Genomic DNA, 15,361 nt, shown 5'->3' on the forward strand with positions numbered 1-15,361 from the left:
GCGACCAAGTAACAGGGGCCATGGAACCGGTCGACTCCTCGGTCGTCGAAGTCCCTCTGGGACCGGCGCGTAGAGCCGTCTCCGGGGTGCGGTGAGCGTGCCGGACTGCCGGTACTGCGAAGCGGAGTTCGACGACGAAGACGCGTACCTCGACCACCTGGTTGCCGACCACGCCGACGACCTCGGGACCATCGACCAGCGGCGCGTGGCCGGCCGCACGGACGACAACAGTGGTCTCGACGTCCCGACGGGGCCACTGGTTATCGGCCTCGTCGTCCTCGGTGGCGTCGCCGTCATCGTTGCCGCCTGGGTCACGACCACGGGTGGTGGCGGCTCGACAGGGAGCGTGGACGCGGCAGTCCAGCCGACCGATCTCCGGACCGTCCACTACCACGGTACCATAGAGGTCGTCATCGCTGGCGACCAGGTCGACTTCAGCCGGGACCGGTACCAGCTGCAGAGCGAGGCGTTCCACTTCGAGGGCGGCGGCGGGACGCGCTGGCACGTCCACGCCCGCCAGGTCACCCTCGAGTACGCGATGGCGACCCTCGACATCGACGTGACGACCGACACCGTCACCTACGACGGCACGACGTACCGGGACGCCGACTCGGGGACGGACGTGACGGTGGCAGTGAACGGCGAGTCGGTCCAGCCCAGCGAGTACGTCCTCCAGGAGGGAGACCGGATTACCGTCCGTATCGAACAGTAACGGGGCACCAGCCCGAGCATCGCACTTAACTGTTTGCTGGCTGCGTACCGCGACTGAACACCCGCAGCGTCGTTTACGTCGGTCGACCACGATTGACTCGTCATGAGTACAGACGACGTCTCGGAACCGACGACCTGGCACAAGGCCCTCGACCACGACGACCTCCCCGAGGGCCGCGTCGAGGCGGTCAACTGCGGGGACACCACCGTCGCCGTCACCCACTATGACGGCGAGTACGCCGCTCTCGACAACAACTGCCCCCACCAGGGCGGCCCGCTCGGCGAGGGGTCGATCGAGACCGGGCTGCTGCGGTGTCCCTGGCACGGGTGGGATTTCGACCCGCTGACCGGTGAAACGCCCGGCCCCCACGACGACTGCGTGCAGACGTACCCCGTCGAGGAGCGTGAAGACGGGATCTACGTCGGCTTTCCCGAGGCAGACGACCACGAACGCACGGTCTCCGACGTGGTTGCCGAGACCCTCGTCAACTGGGGTGTCCGCCAGGTCTGGGGCATCGTCGGCCACTCCAATCTCGGTCTGGCGGACGCACTCCGCCGTGAAGCCGAGAACGGAAACATGGACTACTACGGCGTCCGCCACGAGGGTGCCGCAGCGTTCGCTGCCTCTGCGTACGGCAAACTGACGGGTCGGCCGGCAGCGTGCTTCTCTATCGCTGGACCGGGCGCCACGAACATGCTCACCGGGCTCTGGGACGCGCACGTCGACGGCGCCCCCACGATCGCGCTCACCGGCCAGGTCGAGTCACAGGTCTTGGGAACCGGGAACTTCCAGGAACTCGACCTGGAGGCCGCCTACGGCGACGTCGCCGAGTTCGAAGCGACGATGCTGGCGGACAGCCAGCACGCGGAGCTCGCGACCCGGGCCGCCAAGACCGCCATCCTCGAGGACGGCGTCTCCCACCTCGTCTTCCCGGACGAGATCCAGACCCAGTCCGCCGAAGGCGCCGACCCCGGCGACCCGGCGGGCCGCATCACCGACCGCGACATCGCGCCGCCCGAGGACGCCCTCGAGGATGCGGTCGGCCTGCTCGAAACGGCCGAGCGACCCGTCGTCGTGGTCGGGCACGGGGCGCGCTTCGATATGGACGGCGTCGTCGAGCTCGCCGAGCGCCTGGACTGCCCGGTCGTCACGACGTTCAAGGCGAAAGGTCAGATACCGGACTCCCACCCGCTGGCGGGCGGGGTGCTCGGCCGGTCGGGGACGCCCATCGCGAGCCACTTCATGAACGAGGCGGACTTGCTGGCGGTGTTCGGTGCGAGCTTCTCGAACCACACGGGGATTGCCGAGTACAAGCCCACCATCCACGTCGACTACGACGCGATGACACTGGGGAAGTTCCACAGCGTCGACGTCCCCGTCTGGGGCGAGATCGGCGTGACCGTCGACGAGCTCCACGAGCGCCTGGGCGAGGACCTCGCCGCCGAGAGCCAGCGCGACGAGCTCGTCGACCGCTGGGCGATCTGGCGCGAGGAGAAGGCGACGCGGCGCGCCCAGCCCCCCGAGCGCGGCATCAACTACGCCACGGTGTTCGACGCGATGAGTCGACTCGTGCCGGACGACGCCATCGTGCCGGTCGACGTCGGCAACAACACGTACGCGTTCGGTCGGTACTTCGAGCCGGAGGACCAGTCCGTCCTGATGTCCGGCTACCTCGGCTCCATCGGGTTCGCGTTCCCCGCCGCACTCGGCGCGTGGGCGGCCACCCAGGAGCCCTGCTCGCAGTTCGCGGGCCGTGACGTGGTCTCGGTGTCCAGCGACGGCGGCTTCGGCCAGTACATGAGCGAGTTCACGACCGCCGTGAAGTACGACATGGACCTCACGCACGTCCTCCTGAACGACGACGAGCTCGGGAAGATCAGCAAGGAGCAACGCACGGGCGGCTGGGACGTCTGGCAGACCGACCTCGTCAACCCCGGGTTCGCCGAGTTCGCGGACAACTGCGGCGGCCACGGCGTCTACGTCGAGGACGCCGACGACCTCGACGACGCACTTCGAGAAGCAATCGCCCACGACGGCCCGTCGCTGGTCGAGATCCCGACCGACTCCGACCCGGTGTGACCGGCACCCAGTCGGCCGCGTTCGGGGCGCCCGAACGCACCACGCCCCAGTCCAGCGGGCAGCCACTATGAGCGGGCTCGCGGCCACGCTCGTGAGCGTCCTCGCCGTGTTCGCGGTGGCGTTCGCCGTCCGCCTGCTCGTCGCGGGCCGCGACCGGGTCGCGTTCGCGAGCGTGCTCGTGTCCGTCGGCGTCGCCGTGTCGGCGCTCGGCCTGTCGTTCGGCCTCGAGCTCACGCCGGACCTGATACTGATGGTGTTCCTGCCGGCCGTCATCTTCCACGGCACGACGACGCTGGACGTCCGGCGGCTGTGGGCGAACGCCGGCCTCGTCGCGGTACTGACCGTCGTCGGCCTGCCGCTAGCGGTCGGCATCCTGGGCGCCGCCGGAACCGTCGCGTTCGGGTTCCCCCTGCTCGTGTCGCTGCTGTTCGCGACCATCGTCCTGCCCACGGACCCCGCGGCCGTGCTGTCGATCTTCGAGGAGCTGGACGTCTCCGAGCGCCTCGCGGTCACCATCGAGGGCGAGAGCCTGTTCAACGACGGCGTCGCGGTCGTGCTGTTCACCACGCTGGTCGCCGCCTTCGAGTCCTCCGGCTCCGTCGCCGGCCTCGCGACGCCCGCGGGGCTCATCGGCGTCCTCGTCGAGGTCGCCGTCGTCGGCGGCGGCGGGTTCCTGCTCGGTGCCGCCGTCGGCTACGCCGCCCACGCCGTGATGCGGCGCCTCGAGGACGAGATGAGCGTCCTCCTGTTGACGGTGCTGGTCGCCTACGGCAGCTTCCTGCTCGCCGAGCACGCCCTCGGCGTCAGCGGCATCCTCGCAGTGGTCGGCGCCGGCCTGCTGGCAGGCGCCCACGAGGAGACCCACCACAAGATGAGCACCAGCGAGTATCACGTCCAGCAGGTGTGGACGACCGCCTCCTTCATGGCGACCACCGTCCTCTACGTCCTCATCGGCGCCGAGGTCGGGTTCGACAGCCTCGTCGCGCACGCCGACGTCGTCGCCCTGGCGGCCGTGCTGGTCGTCGCGACGCGCGCGGCGACCATCTACCCGCTGGTGACGGCGACGAACCTCGCTGGCAGCCGGCCCGTCCCCGGCTACTGCCAGCACGTCATGGTCTGGGGCGGCCTCCACACCGTGGTGCCGGTCGCGCTGGTGCTGTCGCTGCCCGAGGGCGTGCCGTTCCTGGGGCAGTTGCGCGCGATGGTGTTCGGCGTCGCCGCGCTCAGCATCGTCGTCCAGGGCCTGCTGATGCCGGTCGTGCTGTCCAAGCTCGGGATGGGAGAGACGACAGGCGAGGACGACTGACGGCGCCGACGCTACCGCGTCACGCGGCGCCCCAGCGAGAACACGAAAATGGCGGTCAGCAGCGCGCCGGCCAGCCCCTCCGACGCGGCGACGAACCGGCCGAGCGACCCGACCGGGTGGACGTCGCCGAGCCCCAGCGTCGCGAACGTCACGACGCTGAAGTAGAGGCCGTCAACGACTGCCGAGGGCCCGTGAGTCGCGTACCGCACGACGTCGCTGCCGGCTGCGAGCCCGGCCGTCGCGGGGTACACCAGGGCGCTGGCCAAGATGACGGCGGCCGATAGTGCGACGGTGCGCTGCGGGCGCTCGCCGAACCCGGCGACGGCGTCCAGGAAAACGTTGGTCAGCCAGCGCACCACGGCGTCCCCACGATGCCACGTCGAGTGCGACGGGTCGAGTGCGTGGGCGGCGTATCGCCGCCGCTGGTAGCGTAGCTCCTCGACGAAGAACAGCGACGCCGTCTCGCCGTCGCCGATGCCGGACGCGCCCTGTTTGGCCTCCAGGTACGTCCGCTCGAGGCTCTCGACGTCCGTCTCGGTGGCCGGGTCGCCGGCGTACTCGTGGATACGCCACCGGTTCGCCCGGAGGACGCCGCGGTAGGACGCGAACGGGAAGCCGTCGAAGCGCGTCCGGTAGAACCGGTAGCGGTCGAACGTCTCCGGGTCGCAGTCCAGGTCCACGTCGCCGACCGTCGCGTCCGTGAGGTCGTAGAAGGCGGCCGTGTCCTCGGGCTGCCCGAGCCACCCGGCCGCGACGTCGGCGTCCGCCAGCAGGCAGTCGGTCGAGTCGTCGGGGAGGACCCGCAGCCGCGAGATCGACGCCGCCGAGAGGTCCAGTGTCGCGCCCTCCGGGACCGTGACGCCGTCGAAGGTGGCGGTCTCGCAGTCGGCCCCCGCGAACTCGGCGCCCGCTGCGAAGGTCGTCGCGGCGAACTGCGCGGTGTCGACGACGACCCGCGGGAAGTGCGCGCGGCCCGCGACGGTAACGCCGTCGACGTTCAGCCAGCCGTCGACGCTGGCCGCCGCGAACTCGGCGCTCCCCTCGAGCCGGGTGGCGTGCAGGCGCAGGCTGCGCTCGAAGGACGCGCGTTTCGCGCGGACGCACGTCGACAGGTCGGTGGCGGCGCCGAGCGTCGACTCGTCGACCGTGACGTCCATCTCGAAGGTCGCGTCCGAGGCGTCGAGGTGACCGACCCGGGAGTCCTCGACGACCAGCGGATGGGCGAGCACGGCCCCGGAGAGGTCGAGGGTTCCCTCGACGGTGACGTCGCGGAACGCGACGGGGCCGACGTCGTGGCCGTCGACGACGAGCGCGGACAGGTCGAGGTCCCGGACGTGCACGCCGACGTACTCGCGTCGCGCCGGGTCGTCGGCGTCGACGTCCGCCAGGAACGCCTCGCGGAGCGTCGGGGCGTCGGGCCCGTCGGCCTCGCGTTCGGCGGGCGAGAGGTGGAACACGCACCGGTCGTGGCCGTCCGCCGACGGACGGGGACACGTCCGCTCGGTCCCGTCGGCGGCGTACTGGTACGTGCAGTCGGTCACCGTCGTCGGCCCTCCGCGGACGCCGAAGCGGCGGGTCGCGGCCGTGACATCGTGTTGGCTACCACTCCGCAACCAGCCCTACATAACTTCGGGTCGACTGTGGTACTGGGTTGCACGGTCGCGCGACGGATTTACGTCCGGGGTCGCGTGTCTCACGTGGCTGGGGCCACCCCGGCACCCCCCGTGTGCCGGAACTCGGTCCCCCGCGCCCCAGCCGCCCCGTTCACTACTCATGACTCGCGATATCGACGCCCACGTCCGGCACCGACAGCATGCGAATCGAGGCGCGCCAGTTGCGGCGCGGAGGCAGCGATGAGGCCTTCGGACGCCGGCGACCCCGAGCGGGTCGCGACCTGGAGTGACCTCCCGGACCGCGAGCCGGCCCACGCGAAGGCAGCGGGCGTCGACCTCGTCGTGGTGCGGTACGACGACGATGTATCGGTGCTGTACGGCCGGTGTCTCCACCGGGGCGTGCTGCTCGGCGACGGCCACGTGGAGGGACAGAACCTCATCTGCGGCGTCCACGGCTGGGACTACCGGTACGACACGGGCATTAGCGAGTACGACAACTCCGAACAGCTCGAGACGTTCACGGCGTGGGTCGACGAAGGGGACGACGCCGTCTACGTCGACGCCGCGGAGGTCGCCGACTGGGCCGCGGACAACCCCCAGCCGTACGACGACCTGGACCCCGAGGAGGCGGACAGCGCGACCAACCCCGAGTTCTACGGCGACCCCGACCCCGAGAAGGAACCCCACACCCACTACATCCAGGAACTCGCCCAGCTGGGCGCGGAGGGCATCGGCGAGCACGGCGACGTGTCTGCGATGGGCGTCCCCCGGGACGAGCTGCCGTCCTGGGACGACCTCCAGCTGTTGACGGCGCAGCTCGCGCGCACGCCGCTGGACGACGAGGCGCCCGTCGACACCAGTCTGGTGGTCGGCCCGAACGCCGAGAACCCACTCGAACTGGAGATCCCCGTCTTCGTCAGCGACATGAGCTTCGGTGCGCTCAGCGAGGAGGCGAAAGTCGCCATCTCGACGGGCGCCGAGCGCGCCGGCACCGGCGTCTGCTCGGGCGAGGGCGGGATGCTGCCCGAGGAACGGGACGCGAACTCGCGGTACGTCTACGAGTACGCCTCCGGGAAGTTCGGCTGGGACATCGAGAAGGTCGCGGACGTCCAGGCGTTCCACTTCAAGGCCGGCCAGGGCGCGAAGACCGGGACCGGGGGTCACCTGCCGGGCGAGAAGGTCCAGGGGCGGATCGCGGAGGTCCGCGACCTCGAACCGGGCACCGACGCGGTCAGCCCGGCCCGGTTCCCGGACCTGCGGATGCCCGAGGACTTCGCCGAAATGGCGGACCGCGTGCGCGACGTCGGCGGCGGCATCCCGGTCGGGTTCAAGCTCTCGGCCCAGCACGTCGAGGACGACCTCGACTTCGCGCTCGAGGCGGGCGCCGACTACGTCATCCTCGACGGCCGCGGCGGCGGCACGGGGGCGGCGCCGGACGTCTTCAAGGACAACATCTCCGTGCCGACGATGCCCGCCATCGCGCGCGCTCGCCGCCACCTCGACGACCGGGGCGCGTCGGACGTCACCCTGATCGCGACCGGCGGCCTGCGCACGGAGTCGGACTTCGTGAAGGCGATGGCGCTGGGCGCGGACGGCGTCGCCGTCGCCAACGCGGCGATGCAGGCGATCGGCTGTCTCGGGATGCGGGCCTGTGACTCGAACAACTGCCCGGTCGGCATCGCCACACAGAAGGAGGGACTCCGGGACCGCCTGGTCGTGGAGTCGGCTGCCGACGGGCTGCGGAACTACTTCGAGGCGACTGTCTCTCTGATGAAGGTCCTGGCGCGTGCCTGTGGCCACGACAGCCTCGCCGGCTTCGACCGCCGCGACCTGACGACCTGGAAGAAGGACGTCGCCGAACTGACCGGTGTCGAGTACGCCGGCGTCGGGGACTACTGATGTGGCATAAAGCTATCGCAGGTGTGTGCGAGGACGTCCCACGTGCGACGACGACAAACCCACCCGAGCAGTACGTGGTCGCATGAGCAGTGACGCGACCACCCCGGACGACACCCCGAACCAGACCGACGTCATTCCGGACAGTTACGGGATTCACGTGATGGACGAGCAGATCCACGTGTGGCAGTATCGCATCGACGTCGCCGAGCCGGCAGGCCAGTGGCGCTTCGTCGAGACGCTGGACCGCACCGACGATCCGAAACTGTCTCTGGAGTACGCGTCGCCGATGGCGCCAGCTACGGACGGCTACTGGATCTACAGCCGGTCCTACGACTGCGAACTGGACTGCGCGTGACGACCGACAACAGCATACAATGGAACTGATATCAGTCGCAGCGGTGGCAGAGAACGGCGTCATCGGCCGAGACGGCGAGATACCCTGGCAGAGCATCCCGGCAGACAAACGCCAGTACCGGAACCGGATCGCGGACTGGCCCGTGATTCTCGGCCGGCGGACGTTCGACTCGATGCGGGCCGACCTCCCCGGGACGGCGCAAATCGTGTTGAGCCGGTCGCAATCCGAGTACGACGTCGATTCGGCCCACCACGCGTCGGGGGTAGACGACGCGGTCGCGGTCGTCGAGTCGCTCGGATTCGACCGCGCCTACGTCATCGGCGGGGCCGGCATCTACGACCTGTTCCAGTCCGCCGTCGACCGGATGGTGCTCAGTCGGGTCCCGGGTGAGTACGACGGCGACGCCTACTTCCCGGAGTGGGACCGGGACGACTGGGCGGTCGTCGATCGCACCGACTACGACGACTTCACGCTCGAGGAGTGGGTCCGGGAGGAGCGCTAACCAGCCCCCACAACGATGAATTCGTCCGACCTCCCGACGGCCGTCGCCGAGTACCTCTCCGCCAATCGCAGTGAGCTCTTCGCGCTCACCGAGACACTGGTCGGTCACGACACGCAGAATCCACCCGGAGGAACGGTCGAGATCGTCGAGTGGCTGAAGCGTGCGCTCGACGAACCGTCGTTGGCCGTCGAACGGTTCGAGGTCGACCCCGAGAAGCCGAATCTGCTCGCGACGCTCCCCGGCCGGACCGACCGAACGCTGTGTTTCAACGGCCACCTGGACACCGTCCCGTTCGACGAGAGCGACTGGACGTACGACCCGCTCGGCGAGAGAGACGGGGATCGCATCTACGGGCGCGGCACGACCGACATGAAAGGCGCCGTCGCTGCGATGCTACAGGTCGCACTCGCGTACGCTCGAACCGGGACGAAGCCGCCAGTGACACTCCAGTTCGCGTTCGTGAGCGACGAGGAGACGGGCGGCGACGCCGGCCTCACGACGCTCCTGGACACCAGCGACTTCGCCCCCGACGCCTGCGTCGTCGGCGAGACGACCGCTCGCAACGGTCGGTACTCCGTCTCGGTCGCCGACCGCGGCAACATCTGGCTCACCCTCGAGGCGTCCGGGACGGCCGCCCACGGCTCGCGGCCGATGATCGGGGAGAACGCGATCGACCGACTGACAGCGGCCATCGACCAGTTGCGGGGCGACTTCGGACAGCAGGAGCAGCCGGTCGACGCGTCGATGGACGACATCATCGAAGAGTCGGTCGGCTTCTACGAACCCGAGGCCGGGGCCGACGCCACCCGCCGGCTGTACAGGTACCCGACCATCAACCTCGGCGTCATCGAGGGCGGCACGGCAATCAACACGGTACCGGCGTCGGCGTCCGCGAGCGTCGATATCCGATTGACTGCCGGTGTCGACACGAGAGCGGCACTCGGCGGCATACGGAACTGTTTGACCGGGATGGACGGCATCGAGATCACGGACATCTCGTGGACCCGTGGTTCCTACGAACCGCTCGGGAGCCCCATCGTCGAAGCGAGCGCGAACGCGGCCGAGCACGTCGTCGACGAGCAGGTCTACCGACGCAGCGCGACCGGCGGCGGCGACGCCAAGGCCCTCCGACACAGCGGGATTCCGACGGTCGAGTTCGGGTTCGGCACGCAGACGGCCCACGGGACCGACGAGTACACGACGACCGAGGCGCTCGTCCGGAACGCCGTCAGCTACGGGACGCTCCCCGTCCTCTACGAGCGATTCGCGAGCGCCGACGGATGATTTCGGCTCTCGGGTGGCCGACCCTCGCGCTGCTGACGCTCGTCATCGTGATCGCCGGGGCGACGAACGGGCTCGCCGGCTTCGGGTTCGCCCTCGTCGGGACGATGGCGCTCGCGACGACGATCGACCCGGCGACGGCGGTCGTGTTCATGATCGTCCCGATTCTCGCGGTCAACCTTTCGCTGGTCGGGGACCTCTCCGGGGACGAACTCCGGACCTGTAGCCGGCGGTTCGCGCCACTCGTCGGTGCGGCGCTGGTCGGCACGGTCGTCGGCATGATAGCCCTCAATAGCATCCCGAGTAGCCCCCTGCGTGTCGGTCTCGGGGTTCTGACACTCGGATTCGTCGCGACCACGCAACAGCGGATTCCGCTGCCCCAGTGGTCCTCAGGGAACGCGGGGGCAGTCAGCCGGACGCGGCTCGGGATGGTCGGCGTCGGCAGTGTTTCGGGGCTCCTGTTCGGCGGGACGAACGTCGGCGTCCAGCTCATCGCGTACCTCCGGAGCTTCGACCTCTCACACGGGCTGTTCGTCGGCGTTGTCGCCCTCGTGTTCCTGGGACTCAACGGGATTCGAGTCGTGGTCGCTGGCGTGCTCGGGCTCTATCCGAGTAGTGCCGTTCTGGGAGCGTCCATCGCTGCGGCGCTCCCGGCAGTCGTCGGCGTCGCTGTCGGGAAACGTCTCCGGACCATCGCGAGCGAACGCTCACGCAGACTCGTCGTGCTCGGACTGCTCACAGTGGTTGGTGTTCGACTGGTCGGTGGCGGCCTCGGACTACTCTGACGGGAGTGCGTGCCCCCCTGGAGCAGTGTGGCGTACGGAGCGGACACGGGTCACTCTCTGTCTGGTCGCGTCTCGGGAAGCAGCGTCGAGTCACCCAGGCAAGCCGAGCGGAGCGCAGCATCATCCGCGACCGCCAGCCAGTGCGGCCGCCTCGGGGAGTCGTCGGAGCCACAGCATTGCGACAGTCCCGACGAGCGGCCCGACGACCAGTGGCGCGAACGCCCACTGCCAGCCGACGGCATCGGCAATAATCGGCGTGACCTGGATCGACCCCACCGTGAGCAGGAATCCGACGGCAGTCTGCAGCGTCAGGGCCGACCCGACGTAACTGTCCTCGGCGAGTTCCGAGACGGCCGCCGAGAACTGCGCGGAGTCGGCGACGATGACGAACCCCCAGACCAACAGGAACGGCACGAGAACGAGCAAGGGCCCACCGAACACGAAGCCGGCGCCGACACAGGCACTGCCGCTGACGATCATACTGCCACTCGTGACACTCGTCCGCCCGATCCGGTCCGCGAACACACCGGCGACCAGGGCACCGATACCGCCTATCGCAATCGTCGCGAATGCGAGCAGGGCAGCGAGTGTCGGCGCCGGGTCACCGCTGGCAGCGAAACTCGCAGTGATGTACACTGGAATCCACGCCCAGACGGCGTACAACTCCCACATGTGACCGAAGTACCCGAGGTTTGCGAGCATCGTCCCGCGGTCACCGAGCATCCGACGAACGGCGCCGGGGTCGAATGGCGCTGCCGGCGCTTGGTGGGGACCGGGGCGGACGAAGAGCACGAGCACACTACTGACGACTGCGAGGGCACTCGCCCCCAGGAGGACGAGGCGTGGACGGTCGACGCCACCAACTGCTCGAAGCAGATGCGGCAGTGCCGAACCGATTGTGAGCGCGCCGACGAGCGTGCCGATAGCCAACCCGCGCCCCTCCCGGAACCAGCCGGCCATGATCTTCATTCCGGTCGGATACACGCCGGCGAGAGCGGCACCGGTCAAGAATCGCAGGAGAACCGCCGGAAGGAACGACGACACGGCGAGCGCAATGAGCGCAGTCGCGCCTGCGCCGACGACGGCCGAGACGGCAAAGAGGTACCGCGGCGGAATCGTATCCGAGAGCGTGAGCGTCGCCGAAAGCACGGCACCGACGACGAACCCGAGTTGCACGGCGTTGGTCAACCATGCAGTTTCAGCGCTCGAGAGGCTCCAGAGCGACGCGAGTTCCGGACCGACTGCTGACGCGCTGAACCAGAGCGTCATCGCCAGCAGTTCGGCAACAGCGAGAACGAGCAGGACACGGTATCGACTCCTCTGTGCGTGGCCGTGCTTCGCCTCCGACCCAGATCTGTCAGTTTTCCCCACGGACCCCATCTCTACCACGCTGGGTTGTGCATCTACGTAATAAAAACATGCGCGTAGGTTCGAGCCTACTGCACACCCGAGAAGACGGACAGGATACAGACGAGAGTCGGACACAGCGGAGCCGGCCGGTCTCGACCGAGACAGTTCGTGTCCGGCGGAAGAGTAACCCACTGGTTACCGGTCTTTGATGACGTCAGCGAGCGTACCGGGGGCCATGCAGGAATTTGACTTCCTCGTAATCGGGACCGGCTCGGGCCTGGACGTGGCGAACGTCGCGGCGAATCAGGGCCAGTCGGTCGCGATCGTCGAGAAAGGACGCATCGGGGGGACGTGTTTGAACCGGGGGTGCATCCCCTCGAAGCAGCTCCTCTATCACGCCGACGTGCTGGAGACTATCGACCGCGCCGGCGAGTTCGGCATCGAGGCGTCCGTCGAGGACGTCGCGTTCGCCGACATCGTCCGCGAAGTGACCGAAGACGTCCACGGCGACTCGGACTCGATCCGGCGCGGGCTGGAGTCCTCTGACGCCCACGAGCTGTTCGACGGCGAAGCCCGATTCGTCGACGACCACACCGTCGAGGTCCACGGTGGTGAGGACGACGGTGCCACGCTGCGGGCCGACACGATACTCGTCGCGGCAGGAACGCGCCCCGCGATTCCGCCCATCGATGGCATCGAGGGCGTCGATTACCTCACGAGTACCGAAGCGCTCACACTGACGGAGCGCCCGGACAGTCTCGTCGTCGTCGGCGGGGGGTACATCGCGGCGGAGCTCGGGCACTTCTTCGGAACGTTCGGGACCGACGTGACCATCGTGGGTCGGCGTCCGAATCTCCTCCCGTCGGCCGACCAGGAGGTCGCCGAGGCGTTCACCGAGCGCTACGCCGACCGCTTCGACGTCCATACCGGCCACGAAGTCACCAGTGTATCGGAGGGGGACGGCGAGATCACCGTCGAGGCTCGCGAGTACGAGTACGGCGACAACGGGGGGATCGTGGCGGAGGCAGAGCCGGTGCGCGTGACGGGCGACGAGCTGCTCGTCGCGGCCGGCCGCAGGCCGAACACCGACACCCTCGCCCTCGAGAACACGAGCATCGAGACGGACGAGGCGGGGTTCGTCGAGACAGACGAGTACCTCCGGACGGACGCCGACGGCGTCTGGGCGCTCGGCGACATCGTCGGCGAGTACCTGCTGAAGCACAACGCCAACCACGAGGCGAGGACTGTCACGCTGAACATATTCGACGACGAGCTGACGCCGGTCGACTACTCGGCGATGCCGTTCGCCGTGTTCGGGTCGCCAGAAGTGGCCGGTGTGGGTGCGACGGAGTCAGAGCTCCAGCAAGCGGGCCGAGAGTACGCCACGAACACTCACGCGTTCGAGGATACGGGCCGCGGTGACGCGATGCACGCCGAGGGCTTCGTGAAAGTCCTCATCGACCTCGACGGCGAGATTCTCGGCTGCCACATCGTCGGCCCGGACGCCTCGACGCTCATCCAGGAGGTCGTCGTCGCGATGAAAGCCGGCTCCGGCACCGTCCAGGACATCCGGGAGTCGATTCACGTCCACCCCGCGCTCCCGGAGGTCGTCCAGCGCGCGTTCTCCGGCCAGTTCACTCGAGGCAGCCACTCGCACTGACCTGGCTCAACAGCGCCACGGACGAGTGAGGGCCACTGTCGCCCTGATTACCAGCATACACTGAGCAGCTATTCGCTTGTGTTCGTGCCAATATTGAGGTCAGAAAGCAGGTGGCTCGAGCCGGGGAGCAGACACCCGGCCGAACCTGCAGGAAGGCAAGTCCACGGATGGCGGCCGTGGATGACTTCGTTCACCGAAACGCGGACGGCGAAGTCCTCGGCCAAATTGGCGTCATCGGACACCATAATTACCCAGTCTCGCAACTAGGGAGTGTGTCTCAGTCCAACCTTCGCGATTCTCGTCCTTAGGCGTTGCGATATTGGAACTCAGCCTCCTGATTGTCGATGTGCGTCCAGATTATACGAAATCTATTTAAAAACGGGCTGCCAAAGCAGTAATGATTCGGGGTCGTCCCGGCCTTTCTTCGCCCCTATCGGTCCGCCACGCCGCGGGATTCACCACCGCTGGTCGTCTCCCCATTGCGGCGACTTCGCTCCGGCTCGTCCGAGGGTGCTACGACGGGACTCGACCGAACCGCTCTCACCCATGAACAAAATAGACCTTCCCTGCTCGGACTGTGGTAGCACACTCACCGAACGAACGATCCCCTCTACGGAGCTACCGCATTTGACAACGTCAGCCGACACCATCGAAATTACAAGCTGCCTGACCTATGGAGCGCGCTACTACTCGGAACGGACATTGGCGAAGCTCGCCCAACCGACGAACGATGAACAACTACGCGGGGGTCGGTGAGCACGATGGAGGGCGGCTTCACTACCTCTCATGACGGGCAGGCCAAGCGGTTTCCCGACGTATTCGAAACCGGTGTAACGGTTCTCGTCCTTACTGATGGGGCACCGACTGAGTACTGCGTGACCTTAGACGCGCTCGCCACCTTCGGAACAGGCTCGGATACTGCGGTCATCATCACAACAGCCACCTCCCCAACACGGGCAGTCAAATCCTTTGCTGGTCGGGCAGCCGTTAGTGAGCGGCCCGCTCTCAAACTGATAGATACGACAGGTGACCGTCCCGCGTATGGAGCACCGTACGACGAAGTTCCCGTTCGTTCGACCACCGGACCGCGTGACCTAGAACGGCTTCTCGTCGCGCTCGCTGATCACACTGACACCGCACCATCGTCCCCAGGCCGCCGCCACCTCATCGTCCGGTCACTCTCCCCACTTCTAGATGCGAATCCGCCGACACGTCTCTCGGCGGTTCTCGACGATTTCCGGGCGCATCGGTCATCGGACGGTCTCTGTCTGTTCGGACTCGACTACACGAACCACGACACGGACACGATTGCTACGCTCTCCGAACACGTCGATGGCGTCCTCCGCGTTCAGGAGTCAGGGGCCGACAAGCCGGTATTCGACTACCAGTCAACGACCACATTCCAGTCATGAGAGATTCCGAGTTCGACCTCCCCCCAGACTGGCGCGTCGCCGAACACGCTGAACAGTCGGATGGGGCCATCAAATTCCGCTTCCGGACAGCTACCGGAACGATGTTTACGGTCGAAGTCGTCTCGGATCCGGAAGTCAGCAACGCCCACCAACTTCGTCTCTCGACGGACACGCCGACGAACGTCCGCCACAATTACCTGATTGACTCGTACGAATCGAAGGAATCGACCGTTTCAGCGGCTGAATCTTTCGCCAAGCATCTGATGCGAAGGGTTCGGCAGAACAAACTCTCTGCCTCCGACCCGAGTGTCAACGCAGTTCAAGAGACCATCAAGGAGTTTGGCGAGGATTCCCTTCTCGTCTCGCTTCGACGGAATATCACTCAACTCTGGTAGGAGACGACGAGG

The 15,361-nt window shown here is 67.6% G+C and carries 13 protein-coding genes; 11 read left to right on the forward strand and 2 right to left on the reverse strand.

Annotated features, from left to right (window positions below):
- The first annotated feature begins 91 nt into the window (after positions 1–91).
- The 3 genes from LT971_RS09610 to LT971_RS09620 all read left to right on the forward strand — a co-directional run bounded on the left by LT971_RS09610 (position 92) and on the right by LT971_RS09620 (position 4,097).
- The gene (locus LT971_RS09610; protein ID WP_237006711.1) at positions 92–712 is read left to right on the forward strand and encodes a C2H2-type zinc finger protein; all 621 of its coding nucleotides are present in this window, start codon (positions 92–94) and stop codon (positions 710–712) included.
- 102 nt (positions 713–814) lie between these two features.
- Entirely contained in the window at positions 815–2,791 is a 1,977-nt protein-coding gene (locus tag LT971_RS09615) for a thiamine pyrophosphate-binding protein (RefSeq protein WP_237006712.1), read from the forward strand.
- A gap of 67 nt (positions 2,792–2,858) precedes the next feature.
- Positions 2,859–4,097 carry a cation:proton antiporter gene (locus tag LT971_RS09620; RefSeq protein WP_237006713.1) on the forward strand — a complete coding sequence of 413 codons (1,239 nt, stop codon included), beginning with the start codon at positions 2,859–2,861 and terminating at the stop codon, positions 4,095–4,097.
- 11 nt (positions 4,098–4,108) lie between these two features.
- On the opposite strand, the gene LT971_RS09625 is transcribed toward LT971_RS09620, so the two are convergent.
- Positions 4,109–5,638: a potassium channel family protein gene (locus tag LT971_RS09625; RefSeq protein WP_237006714.1), complete on the reverse strand. Its 1,530-nt coding sequence runs from the start codon at positions 5,636–5,638 to the stop codon at positions 4,109–4,111.
- 312 nt (positions 5,639–5,950) lie between these two features.
- On the opposite strand from LT971_RS09625, the gene LT971_RS09630 reads away from it, so the two are divergent.
- From LT971_RS09630 to LT971_RS09650, 5 genes are all read left to right on the forward strand, one after another.
- Entirely contained in the window at positions 5,951–7,609 is a 1,659-nt protein-coding gene (locus LT971_RS09630) for a glutamate synthase-related protein (RefSeq protein ID WP_237006715.1), read from the forward strand.
- Between the two features lie 82 nt (positions 7,610–7,691).
- Complete coding sequence (locus LT971_RS09635; protein ID WP_237006716.1) at positions 7,692–7,964, forward strand: hypothetical protein; 273 nt, start codon at positions 7,692–7,694, stop codon at positions 7,962–7,964.
- A 19-nt stretch (positions 7,965–7,983) separates the two neighbouring features.
- On the forward strand, positions 7,984–8,466 hold the full coding sequence (locus LT971_RS09640; RefSeq protein WP_237006717.1) for a dihydrofolate reductase: 483 nt from the start codon (positions 7,984–7,986) through the stop codon (positions 8,464–8,466).
- Positions 8,467–8,481: 15 nt separating this feature from the next.
- Entirely contained in the window at positions 8,482–9,750 is a 1,269-nt protein-coding gene (locus tag LT971_RS09645) for a M20 family metallopeptidase (RefSeq protein ID WP_237006718.1), read from the forward strand.
- Positions 9,747–10,532 carry a sulfite exporter TauE/SafE family protein gene (locus tag LT971_RS09650; protein ID WP_237006719.1) on the forward strand — a complete coding sequence of 262 codons (786 nt, stop codon included), beginning with the start codon at positions 9,747–9,749 and terminating at the stop codon, positions 10,530–10,532. Before LT971_RS09645 ends, LT971_RS09650 begins: the two co-directional genes overlap by 4 nt.
- Before the next feature lie 120 nt (positions 10,533–10,652).
- On the opposite strand, the gene LT971_RS09655 is transcribed toward LT971_RS09650, so the two are convergent.
- Entirely contained in the window at positions 10,653–12,074 is a 1,422-nt protein-coding gene (locus LT971_RS09655; protein WP_237006720.1) for an MFS transporter, read from the reverse strand.
- Positions 12,075–12,117: 43 nt separating this feature from the next.
- Between LT971_RS09655 and LT971_RS09660 the strand changes: the two genes are divergently transcribed.
- From LT971_RS09660 to LT971_RS09670, 3 genes are all read left to right on the forward strand, one after another.
- Positions 12,118–13,542 (forward strand): dihydrolipoyl dehydrogenase, encoded by a 1,425-nt coding sequence (locus LT971_RS09660; RefSeq protein WP_237006721.1) that lies wholly within the window; start codon positions 12,118–12,120, stop codon positions 13,540–13,542.
- Between the two features lie 761 nt (positions 13,543–14,303).
- Positions 14,304–14,954 carry a DUF7504 family protein gene (locus LT971_RS09665; protein WP_237006722.1) on the forward strand — a complete coding sequence of 217 codons (651 nt, stop codon included), beginning with the start codon at positions 14,304–14,306 and terminating at the stop codon, positions 14,952–14,954.
- Positions 14,951–15,349: a hypothetical protein gene (locus tag LT971_RS09670; protein WP_237006723.1), complete on the forward strand. Its 399-nt coding sequence runs from the start codon at positions 14,951–14,953 to the stop codon at positions 15,347–15,349. Before LT971_RS09665 ends, LT971_RS09670 begins: the two co-directional genes overlap by 4 nt.
- Positions 15,350–15,361: the final 12 nt, after the last annotated feature.

Origin of the sequence: Halobacterium rubrum (assembly GCF_021729015.1) — an archaeon.
Lineage (GTDB): Archaea > Halobacteriota > Halobacteria > Halobacteriales > Halobacteriaceae > Halobacterium > Halobacterium rubrum.

What these genes read in the sequence shown, in the direction of transcription:
- LT971_RS09615 (WP_237006712.1), top strand. Translation starts at nt 815, where the DNA reads ATGAGTACAGACGACGTCTCGGAACCGACGACCTGGCACAAGGCCCTC.
- LT971_RS09620 (WP_237006713.1), top strand. Translation starts at nt 2,859, where the DNA reads ATGAGCGGGCTCGCGGCCACGCTCGTGAGCGTCCTCGCCGTGTTCGCG.
- LT971_RS09630 (WP_237006715.1), top strand. Translation starts at nt 5,951, where the DNA reads ATGAGGCCTTCGGACGCCGGCGACCCCGAGCGGGTCGCGACCTGGAGT.
- LT971_RS09635 (WP_237006716.1), top strand. Translation starts at nt 7,692, where the DNA reads ATGAGCAGTGACGCGACCACCCCGGACGACACCCCGAACCAGACCGAC.
- LT971_RS09640 (WP_237006717.1), top strand. Translation starts at nt 7,984, where the DNA reads ATGGAACTGATATCAGTCGCAGCGGTGGCAGAGAACGGCGTCATCGGC.
- LT971_RS09645 (WP_237006718.1), top strand. Translation starts at nt 8,482, where the DNA reads ATGAATTCGTCCGACCTCCCGACGGCCGTCGCCGAGTACCTCTCCGCC.
- LT971_RS09650 (WP_237006719.1), top strand. Translation starts at nt 9,747, where the DNA reads ATGATTTCGGCTCTCGGGTGGCCGACCCTCGCGCTGCTGACGCTCGTC.
- LT971_RS09660 (WP_237006721.1), top strand. Translation starts at nt 12,118, where the DNA reads ATGCAGGAATTTGACTTCCTCGTAATCGGGACCGGCTCGGGCCTGGAC.
- LT971_RS09665 (WP_237006722.1), top strand. Translation starts at nt 14,304, where the DNA reads ATGGAGGGCGGCTTCACTACCTCTCATGACGGGCAGGCCAAGCGGTTT.
- LT971_RS09670 (WP_237006723.1), top strand. Translation starts at nt 14,951, where the DNA reads ATGAGAGATTCCGAGTTCGACCTCCCCCCAGACTGGCGCGTCGCCGAA.